This window comes from Candidatus Coatesbacteria bacterium (genome assembly GCA_014728225.1).
Lineage (GTDB): Bacteria > RBG-13-66-14 > RBG-13-66-14 > RBG-13-66-14 > RBG-13-66-14 > WJLX01.
In genome coordinates this window covers 1-8,352 of record WJLX01000037.1, presented here as the reverse complement: position 1 = coordinate 8,352, position 8,352 = coordinate 1, and the positions used below count along the sequence as shown (strand labels likewise).

Here is an 8,352-nt window from a genome sequence, read left to right as displayed (position 1 = left end):
GATAGGTCGCCGGCTTGACAGGGTTGCCATTCCGTGCTACCTTAGTCGTTGTGCTTAGGCGCACTTCTGAATACTTTTTCGCATATTTAGAACAGCGTCAGGCACAAAAAAGCAAACTCAACCACCACCACCCGGGAGGGTAAGATGAAGAAGATAGCTCTTATAACCATAATGATTGCGGCCGCCGCCTTCGCCGGCACCGCTCTCAGCACCGGCGCCAACACCGACGCCAACGCCTACTGGCAGGTCCTGGGCAGCGAGATCGGCTGCGTCAAGGACGGCGAGACCGTCTACGGCTCAAACGACGACTGCACGATGGAGCACAACACCCCCGTCGACATCTCGGCCTACGACGGCGCCTACGCCGTCATCAACTACAGCCAGGTCGCGGCCGACGGCAACGACTACTGCGAATTCTGGGTCAACGGCGACCTGATCCACACCTTCGAAGACCAGGCCAGCCTGGACTTCCTGGTCATCCCGCTGCACGCCTACCTCGGCGGCACCGTTCAGATGACCCTGCGCTGGGTTTCCGACATCTCCGGCGTCGATGACGGCTTCCGCTTCGACCTCCTCTCCATCTGGGGCTCCAACAACGGTGACGGCACCTGGGTCGAGGTCTTCAACTGGAATTCCGATATGGGCGAGACCCACGAGACCCACGACATCACCACCGCCGCCGACAACGGCATGGCCCAGCTCTCCTACACCTACAACACCAACGGCAACACCTGGCTCTGGTACTGGTGCATCGACAACGTCGTCGTCGACGCCGACGGTGACACCGTCGTCAACGAGGACTTCGAGACCGACGGCTGGGACCAGGATCAGAACGGTGAACCCGGTATGTGGGAGCTGGATACGGACTGGATGGCCAGCGGCAGCCAGAACTGGCAGTGCGACTCCGACGCCCACTCCAGCGACACCTACAACGCCGAGACCTTCTCGCCCTGGTTCTACGCCTACGGCGCCACCGCCGTGACCGTGGACTTCGACAGCCTCTACGAAAACTACGCAGCTCAGGACAACGCCATCTTCGGCTACTACTACGGCGACGGCACCGCCATCTACGAGGATCCGATCGATCTAACCGACTGGACCGTCACCGAAAGCGGCACCAACGTCGTTCCGTCCAGCTGGGGTTCGATCAAGGCTATGGACTAAGCTGAACGTCCGGCCGGCTAACCGGCCGACTGCAACATCAAGCGGACCCGCGCGGGTCCGCTTGATTATTATCGGCAGCGCAGCTATTCTGCACCAGTCAGCCGTGAGTAGCCGCCGCCAAGCGTGTAGAAGCCGCTGGAGAAAACTGCGGCCAGGGGTCGCCCCCCTTACGGCCGTGGACGGCCGTGGAGCAGCCGTGAGCGTTCAGTATTGAACGGTTTGGCTCAGGTCCTGACGCCAGGGCTGTCAGCTGCAGCCGGTGGATCAAGCAACACGGGGTGGCATAAACCGCCCGGCGACGTTGAAAACCGCTCAGGCTCCGCCGCAATCATACACTGCAACCTGAATGAGCCTATCGCCGCCAACCGCGATTGACAAAACCGTTGCGCTGAAGTGGTCCGTCGCCGCTAAGCAATCCCTGTATCCTGTTCGCCGGCGGGCGGAGTAGAAATGCGCCGGAAACGCCGCGTCACAACCGGCGGCCGGGCCGCTCCCGTCATGTCTCCACCGCCTTGCCACGGCTTACCGGGCGGCTTAACGGCGCTCCAGCGTGCTTTATCCCCTAGAGCGGATCGAGGTCCGCACCAACGGCCAACCCGCGACCCGGCTCAGGGCTCCTCGGAACGGATCAGCGTCTCCAGCACCCGACCGACCTGGCCCAGGCTGTCGGCGGAGCAATACTCCGGGGTGTCGTCGATGGTGTGCCAGACGGCGTAGTCGAAATCGATCAGCACCACCGTCGGCAGTCCGGCCCGCAGCAGGGGCAGGTGATCGTCGGTGATGGTATGCCGGGGTTCCTTGCTGAAGCCGTCGGCATCCAGCTCGGCGGCTACGGCCCAGATGTCCTCGACCAGCTCGGGCGCCAGAGCCAGGGAGTGGCCCTCGGGGTGGATGTTGAGATCGGCGTCGCCGATCATATCGACGACCACCCCCCAGTCGTAGGACAGCAGCCCGGCCGCGGCCAACTCGACCGAGCCTTGCGCGAACTCCATCCCGGCCAGACGCCCCTGGTCCTCGGCGTCGAAGAGGACGTAGACCACGCCGACCTCGGGGCGCTCGAGGCTGAAGACCCGAGCCAATTCGAGCAATACGGCCACACCGCTGGCGCCGTCGTTGGCTCCGGGGACGGGCCGCTCGCGGTTGTCCGGCAGGGGATCCTCATCGGCGTAGCGCCGAGTGTCCCAGTGGGCGCCGATCATCACCCGCCGCGGCGCCTCGGGGTTGAGCACGCCGATGATGTTGCACAGCTCAAGGGGCTCACCAAAGGCCGGCTCGTAGGTGAAGCGTTGCAGGACCACCTCGTCCACCAAGGGCTCCAGTTGCTCTACGAGCCACCAGCGCGTTGCGGCGTGAGCGGGCGCCCAGGGATGACGGGGGCCGAGTTCGACCTGCTCGACGAGCAGCTCCCAGGCCCGCGCCTGATCGAAGTCGAGTCCTGTCGCCGCCCCCACAACGCCGACCAGGACCAGGCAGCCGACGAGAGCCACCGGAAGTTTCTTCATTGCGCACCTCCCCGCCTCAGCTCCATCCTCAAAGCAACTCCAGTTTCCGGGCCAGGCGATCCAGTACCCCGTTGACAAAACCCGCCGCCTCGTCGCCGGCGTAGTCACGGGCGATCTCGACGGCCTCATCGAGAATTACCCGGGGCGGGGTTTCACCCAACAGCAGCTCGGCCGTCGCACAGCGCAACAGGCTGCGCTCGACGAGACCCAAACGCTCGAGGCGGTAATTGTCCAGGCAACCCGCCAGCAGTTCATCGATTTCTGCGTCGCGCCCGCCGACGAGGCCGAGGAGCCGCTTGGCGTATTCGCGGGCCTCCATGGGCGGGAAGCGCACCGACCAGTAGTTGCGACTAACCTCTGTCAGCTCGTCGCCGGTGATGCCGGCCTGGTAGAGCATCTTGACGACACTTTCACGGGCTAGACGTCGATTGGTCATGGTAGCTCGTTTCCGGCTGGCGTTATCTGTGTCTGGTATGCTATACAGGGGACATGGAGATGCCAGAACCCGACAGCTATCTGGAAGAGGTCGGCGAACTGCTCAGTCGACGCTTCGGCTATCCCCTGGTCCTGTCACATCGCGACGTGGCCGAGCTCCGCTACTGGCACGGGCGGGGGGTAGCCGTGGCCGCCGTGGAGCGCGGCGTCGCTTCGGCCCTGGCCTCGCGTTCCCGGGCTTCGCTACCGCCGCTGGTCTACTGCCGCCGCGCCGTCTTGCGGGCTGCTCGCGAGCCGCGCAGCGAGACCGCCTCGGCGAAGGGCGACGCACCAACGCAAGAAGCCCCGTCTGCGCCTGAAACAACCGCCCGCTGCGACCCCTGGCCCCAGCGTCCACTCTGGCGCCGGCTGAACCGCTCCGAGCGCCACCGGCTGTTGGAGCGGGTCCGCGCCAAACTGGCCGCCCGCCGTCCCCTGATGAGCCGCCGGGCCTATCTGCGCAGTTACCTGGCCCTACTCAACAAGTATCTCGAAAAAACTGGAACTTGACCCCGCCCGCCCGGCGTGCTAAATATATAGGTGGAGCCCCTGACGGTTCCGGCTCGTCTCCGGCTCGTCGACAACCCATCCAGCGAGGTAACCCATGCGAGGTAACCCATGAACCGCCGCACCATCATCATTCTCGTCGTGCTGGCCGTCCTGGCCGTGGCCGGCCTGACCGTGGCCACCGCCACCGTGCCCGTTTCCTGGGGCCAGCTCAAGGCCGCCGAGACCGTCCAACCCTGACCCGGCCGTCCTGACCCGGCCGTCCTGACCCGGCTGTCCTGACAAGGACGTCCCGGCGCGTTACTCCGGCAGCGTCCGCCCACCGGATCTCCCCGGTGGGCTGCGGCCGGGGTGCCGGCCAAACCGGGTTCAGCTACTGTCTTCGTTCTCCAATGCTCTTAAATGCTCTCCAATGTTCTCCAATATACCGCCGCACCGCGGCGGTTTTTTCTACCAGCAACAACCGTAATGCGGACCAACGATGCGGACCAACGATGCGGACCAGCGTTTCGGACCTGCGCCCCTGCGTGCAGCACCGGCCGGGGGGCGGTCGCTGATTGTATTACGGTTCTGCGCTTTCCCGCTCGTCGTCGTCGCCCAAGGTGCGACCGGAGCGTCCCCAGCGGCCGTCACCGCCGCGTCTTTCCCGCCACAGGCCGATGTAGGTGAATAAGCGTCGCAGATAGTGCAGACCGAAGTAGACTCCGGCCAGAACGGTGATGACCAGCGGAATCAGCAGTGTGGTGGCGTGCTCCAGCAGGTAGAACCACAGCTCCTCGTACCAGGGTGTCAGGGCGCCCTCGCGCAGGGATTCGGCGACGCGCAGCAGCAGCTCATCGAAAGATTCGTGGTGGGTTTCGGCGCAGGTGCCGGTGACGGCGTAGGTGCCCTGCAGGCCGAAGAGGACGGCGCAGCGCCAGTGGAGCGTAAAGCCGTCGATCCGCAGCCGCCCGCGGATGAGCTGGGCCGGAAATCCGCCCAGCTCCGTGGGCGTCGAGGTCAGCAGCTGGAAGAAGTCGCGCCGGGTCTCCATATCCAGCAGCAGACTCTCCAGGTAGAGGGCCCGGTCGTCGCGGCCGGCGGCGGGTCCCGTCGTGGTCACGGCGATATCGGCCACAGTGGCGCCGCGATGTTTCAAGACGGCGAGGAAATCGCCGTCGCCGCGCGCCTCGAGGACCCAGTCCTCAGGCAAACCCAGGCGGAAACCGGGACCGATGCGCAGGGTCAGCTTGCCGCTGAAATCAAGCGGCTCCCGGGCCAGCACCTGGGGCAATCGACAGTGCACGCCGGCCAGACAGGCCAGGGCTCCGGGTAGGCGGGCCTCGCGCTCCCCGGCCGGCGCCTCGTAGGTCCAGTGCCACAACCAGCCGTGGGCGTAGAGGGCGGCGTAGAGTCCCCAACGGTTTCCGCGTCGGTATTCGAGGACGCGGGCGTAGGTTTGGCCGAGTTCGAGACAGACGAAGCCGCCTTCCGCCGCGGTCCCGCGCAGCTGGGGGCCGGCTAGGAGTTCGCCGTCGGCGGGTATCCGCCCCAGGTAGGGGTCCAGCCGCAGCTCGAGGGTGCCCGAGCCGTCGGCTTCCCGGGCGCGGAGGGAACGTTCGCGGTATTCGTATTCCCACCCCGGCGGGATCAGCAGCATGGTCCGGGCCGCGGGACCGCCGACGGGGCGTGGCAGCAGCGCGGCGCCGAGAGCCAACAGGGTACCGATGGACAGACCCGAAGCCATCAGGCGATCAGCAAGGGGCCGCGGCTGTTGTTGATGGCCTGCTGGACGCGGGCGTCGATAACCAGATGGCCCCGCTCGTTATCGGCCTCGAACAGGGTCAGGTCGCTGTCGTTGAGGCGGGCGACGCGCTCGGCCGGAGTTTCGGCCAGGGCTTCGAATTCGGCGGGTCGACCGTACTCCTCGATGGTGCGGCGGGCCTCGTCGGCCAACTCCGGGGTATGGATGACGAGGAGGGGCAGCTCCCGGGGCAGGGCCAGGGTGAAGCGCAGCGTTTCGCCGTCGACGGTGTGCTGGTCGTAGAATAGCGCCAGTCGCCGCGGTGCCAGATAATCGGCGGGGGCCAACAGGACGGCGGCGGGGGCGCGGCGCAACACGGCCTCGGCGACCGAGCCGAGCAGATCATTCTCGTAGGCGGCGTGGTCGCCCTGGCGGCCGACGACGAGGACCTCGGACTTGGCGGCGCGCTCGACCAGGGTGCTGGCCACGGGGCCCTCGCAGATGCGCGGAGTGAACTCAACGCCGGCCTCGCGGGCCAGCTCGGCGATGAAGCCCAGGGCGGTCTCACCGAGGGAGTGCAGGACGGGCTCGACGGCCTCACGGTAATCCGTGGCCGGGGTGAAGCCCAGCAGCATCGACAAGCGGGCGAAGAAGGGTCCCTCCAGGACGCGGCGGTCCATCACGTAGCAGCCGGTCAGCTTGGTCTGATAGGCGTCAGCCAGCCAGACGGCGTAGCGGGCGGCGCCCTCGGCGTAGCGGGAACCGTCGGTGCCGACGGTGACGTGCTTGATCATGGGTTCTCCAATCCGGGGTTGGGCTGGCTAGTAAGCGGTTGCGAGACGCCAGGCGAAAACGCGGCAGGCGGCCAGAGCGCGTTGGGCCCGGCCCAGGCGTCGCCCGCGCCTACCGCGCGTCCGCGCCGTCGTCGGCGGCAGCAGGCCGAAGTTGGCGTTCACCGGGGCGGGCACGGTCGAGGGTCGCAAACCGCGACCGCTCAGGGTGCGCACCAGGGCCCCCAGCATCGTCGTCGCCGGCGGTTCCAGCGGCGGCAAACCCCGCAACCGACGCGCGAGGTTACGTCCGGCCAGCAGGCCCGTCAACACCGCCTCACCGTAGCCCTCGGAGCCGCTGAGTTGGCCGGCGACGAAGCAGCCCGGCCTGTCGAACAGTTCCAGGGTCGGTTTCAGCAATCGCGGCCCGTCGAGGTAGGAGTTGCGGTGCATCCGGCCGTAGCGAACGAACTCGACGCCTTCGAGACCGGGCAGGGAGCGGAAGAGCTCCCGCTGGGCCGGCGGTGTCAGTCGGGTTTGACAGCCGACCAGATTATAACGCGTCGCGGCTCGATCCTCGGCGCGCAGCTGGATAACGGCGTAGTAACTCTCCCCGGTGTCGGGACGGCGCAAGCCCACCGGCCGTAGGGGACCGAAGCGCAGGGCGTCGGCGGAGCGCTCGGCCAGTACCTCCAGGGGCAGGCAGGCCTCGAAGAGGGACAAACCGTCGGCTTCCGCCCGGGCGTCGACGCCCTGGATCGGGGCCCGGGGCAGACTCAGCAGCCGCCGGTGGAACTCTTCGTATTGTTCCCGCCGCAGTCCGACGTTGAGATAATCGCTGTCCCGGCCGTGTCGACCCGCGGCGAAAACGGTGCGCCGGTCCAGGCTGGCGGCGGTGACGACGGGGGCGGTGGCGTCATGGAAGAACAAACGCCGCCCGCCGAGTTCCCGCCGCAGAACGGCCGAGAGCGCCGGACTGGTCAGCGGTCCCGTCGCCAGGAGCAGCGGAGCGGCCGGCCAGTCGCAGACCTCCCGCCGGACGATCTCGATCGCGGATTCGGCGTTCAGAGCAGCCTCGACGGCGGCGGAGAAGCGATCCCGATCCACCGCCAGGGCGGCGCCGGCGGGTACGCTGCACTCCGCGGCCAACTCGAGCAGCAGGGAACCCAGCGTCACGCCCTCGGCCTTGAGCAGACCACGGGCCTGGTGCGGGGCGCGACCCTTGAAGGAGTTGGAGCAGACCAGCTCGGCCAGGCCGGCGCCGCGGTGGGCCCCGGTGGAGACGCCGGGACGCATCTCGTACAGCCGGACCCGACATCCGCCGCGGGCCAACTGCCAGGCGGCCTCGCAACCGGCCAGCCCCCCGCCGACCACTCTGACGATCTCGCTGTCAGGAACGGGTGTCACGGCGTTTATTGAAAGGTCGGCTCTCGCTCAGGGCGCGGTCGATGTGCTGGGAGACCGCGCCCTCCTCGAGCAGCGAGGGGTCCCTGAACTTGAACACCCGGCCCTCGGAACGCAGGGCGACGATGGTCAGGTCGTCGAATTGGTCGCTGGAACCGGAGAAGCGGTGAGCCTCCCGGGCGATCTTGTCGACCAGTACCGGTGGAGCCAGACGGGCGTGCTCCTCGAACACCGTCACCAGGCGCTCCTGGCCGAAGATCTCCTGACGCTCGTTCATCGCCTCGGTTACCCCGTCGGTATAGACCAACAGGCAGTCACCCCGGCTCAGACGCAGGCGTACCGGCTCCAACTTGGCGTCGAAGTCCACCGGCGGCAGAATGCCCAAAGGGCGGCCCCGGCTCTTGAGCGGCTCGACCTTCTCCTCGGCGTAGCGGAAGACGAGCAGGGGGTTGTGGCCGGCGTTGACGACCTCGACGGTCTGGTTGAGGTTGTCGAAAACCAGGTAGAGGCAGGTGATGAAGCTGCCGCCGGACAGCTCGCCGGTCAGCAGGCGGTTGGTCTCGCAGAGGGCGGGCAGGGCGTTCTGATGGCGCGGCGCAGCGCCGCGCAGCAGGGTGCGTAGAACCAGCATCATCATCAGGCCCCGCAATCCCTTGCCCGAGACGTCGGCGATCACCACGCCCAACCGGCGGTCGTCGATGGGGATGAAATCGTAGTAATCCCCGCCGACGAAATCGGCCGGCTGGCAGACGCCCGCCGCCCGCAAGCCCTCGTAATCCGGCGTGCCCGACGGCAGCAGGCGCTCCTG

Annotated in this window: 8 protein-coding genes; 2 read left to right on the top strand and 6 right to left on the bottom strand. The window is 67.0% G+C overall.

Annotation, left to right across the window (positions count from 1 at the left end; all coding sequences use genetic code 11):
• Window positions 1-144 precede the first annotated feature (144 nt).
• Window positions 145-1,164: a hypothetical protein gene (locus GF399_02775; GenBank protein MBD3399237.1), complete on the top strand. Its 1,020-nt coding sequence runs from the start codon at window positions 145-147 to the stop codon at window positions 1,162-1,164.
• Between the two features lie 608 nt (window positions 1,165-1,772).
• Here GF399_02775 and GF399_02770 read toward each other — a convergent pair.
• Both GF399_02770 and nusB read right to left on the bottom strand, forming a co-directional pair.
• Window positions 1,773-2,666, bottom strand: a complete 894-nt coding sequence (locus GF399_02770) for a M28 family peptidase (GenBank protein MBD3399236.1) — start codon at window positions 2,664-2,666, stop codon at window positions 1,773-1,775.
• A 28-nt stretch (window positions 2,667-2,694) separates the two neighbouring features.
• Window positions 2,695-3,102 (bottom strand): transcription antitermination factor NusB, encoded by a 408-nt coding sequence (nusB, locus tag GF399_02765; GenBank protein MBD3399235.1) that lies wholly within the window; start codon window positions 3,100-3,102, stop codon window positions 2,695-2,697.
• Window positions 3,103-3,161: 59 nt separating this feature from the next.
• Here nusB and GF399_02760 point away from each other — a divergent pair, with 59 nt between their 5' ends.
• Window positions 3,162-3,650: a hypothetical protein gene (locus GF399_02760; GenBank protein ID MBD3399234.1), complete on the top strand. Its 489-nt coding sequence runs from the start codon at window positions 3,162-3,164 to the stop codon at window positions 3,648-3,650.
• A 559-nt stretch (window positions 3,651-4,209) separates the two neighbouring features.
• Here GF399_02760 and GF399_02755 read toward each other — a convergent pair.
• The 4 genes from GF399_02755 to GF399_02740 form a co-directional block, all read right to left on the bottom strand.
• On the bottom strand, window positions 4,210-5,373 hold the full coding sequence (locus GF399_02755; GenBank protein MBD3399233.1) for a hypothetical protein: 1,164 nt from the start codon (window positions 5,371-5,373) through the stop codon (window positions 4,210-4,212).
• Entirely contained in the window at window positions 5,373-6,164 is a 792-nt protein-coding gene (locus GF399_02750) for a hypothetical protein (protein MBD3399232.1), read from the bottom strand. The genes GF399_02755 and GF399_02750 overlap by 1 nt, the downstream gene beginning before the upstream one ends.
• Before the next feature lie 27 nt (window positions 6,165-6,191).
• Window positions 6,192-7,547 (bottom strand): methylenetetrahydrofolate--tRNA-(uracil(54)-C(5))-methyltransferase (FADH(2)-oxidizing) TrmFO, encoded by a 1,356-nt coding sequence (locus GF399_02745; protein ID MBD3399231.1) that lies wholly within the window; start codon window positions 7,545-7,547, stop codon window positions 6,192-6,194.
• Window positions 7,531-8,352: SpoIIE family protein phosphatase (locus GF399_02740; GenBank protein ID MBD3399230.1), on the bottom strand; the 822-nt coding region annotated here is incomplete at its 5' end. The genes GF399_02740 and GF399_02745, both read right to left, overlap by 17 nt.

Excerpts from the sequence above, each read along its gene's own strand:
- GF399_02775 (MBD3399237.1), top strand. The coding sequence starts at position 145 with ATGAAGAAGATAGCTCTTATAACCATAATGATTGCGGCCGCCGCCTTC.
- GF399_02770 (MBD3399236.1), bottom strand. The coding sequence starts at position 2,666 with ATGAAGAAACTTCCGGTGGCTCTCGTCGGCTGCCTGGTCCTGGTCGGC.
- nusB (MBD3399235.1), bottom strand. The coding sequence starts at position 3,102 with ATGACCAATCGACGTCTAGCCCGTGAAAGTGTCGTCAAGATGCTCTAC.
- GF399_02760 (MBD3399234.1), top strand. The coding sequence starts at position 3,162 with ATGCCAGAACCCGACAGCTATCTGGAAGAGGTCGGCGAACTGCTCAGT.
- GF399_02755 (MBD3399233.1), bottom strand. The coding sequence starts at position 5,373 with ATGGCTTCGGGTCTGTCCATCGGTACCCTGTTGGCTCTCGGCGCCGCG.
- GF399_02750 (MBD3399232.1), bottom strand. The coding sequence starts at position 6,164 with ATGATCAAGCACGTCACCGTCGGCACCGACGGTTCCCGCTACGCCGAG.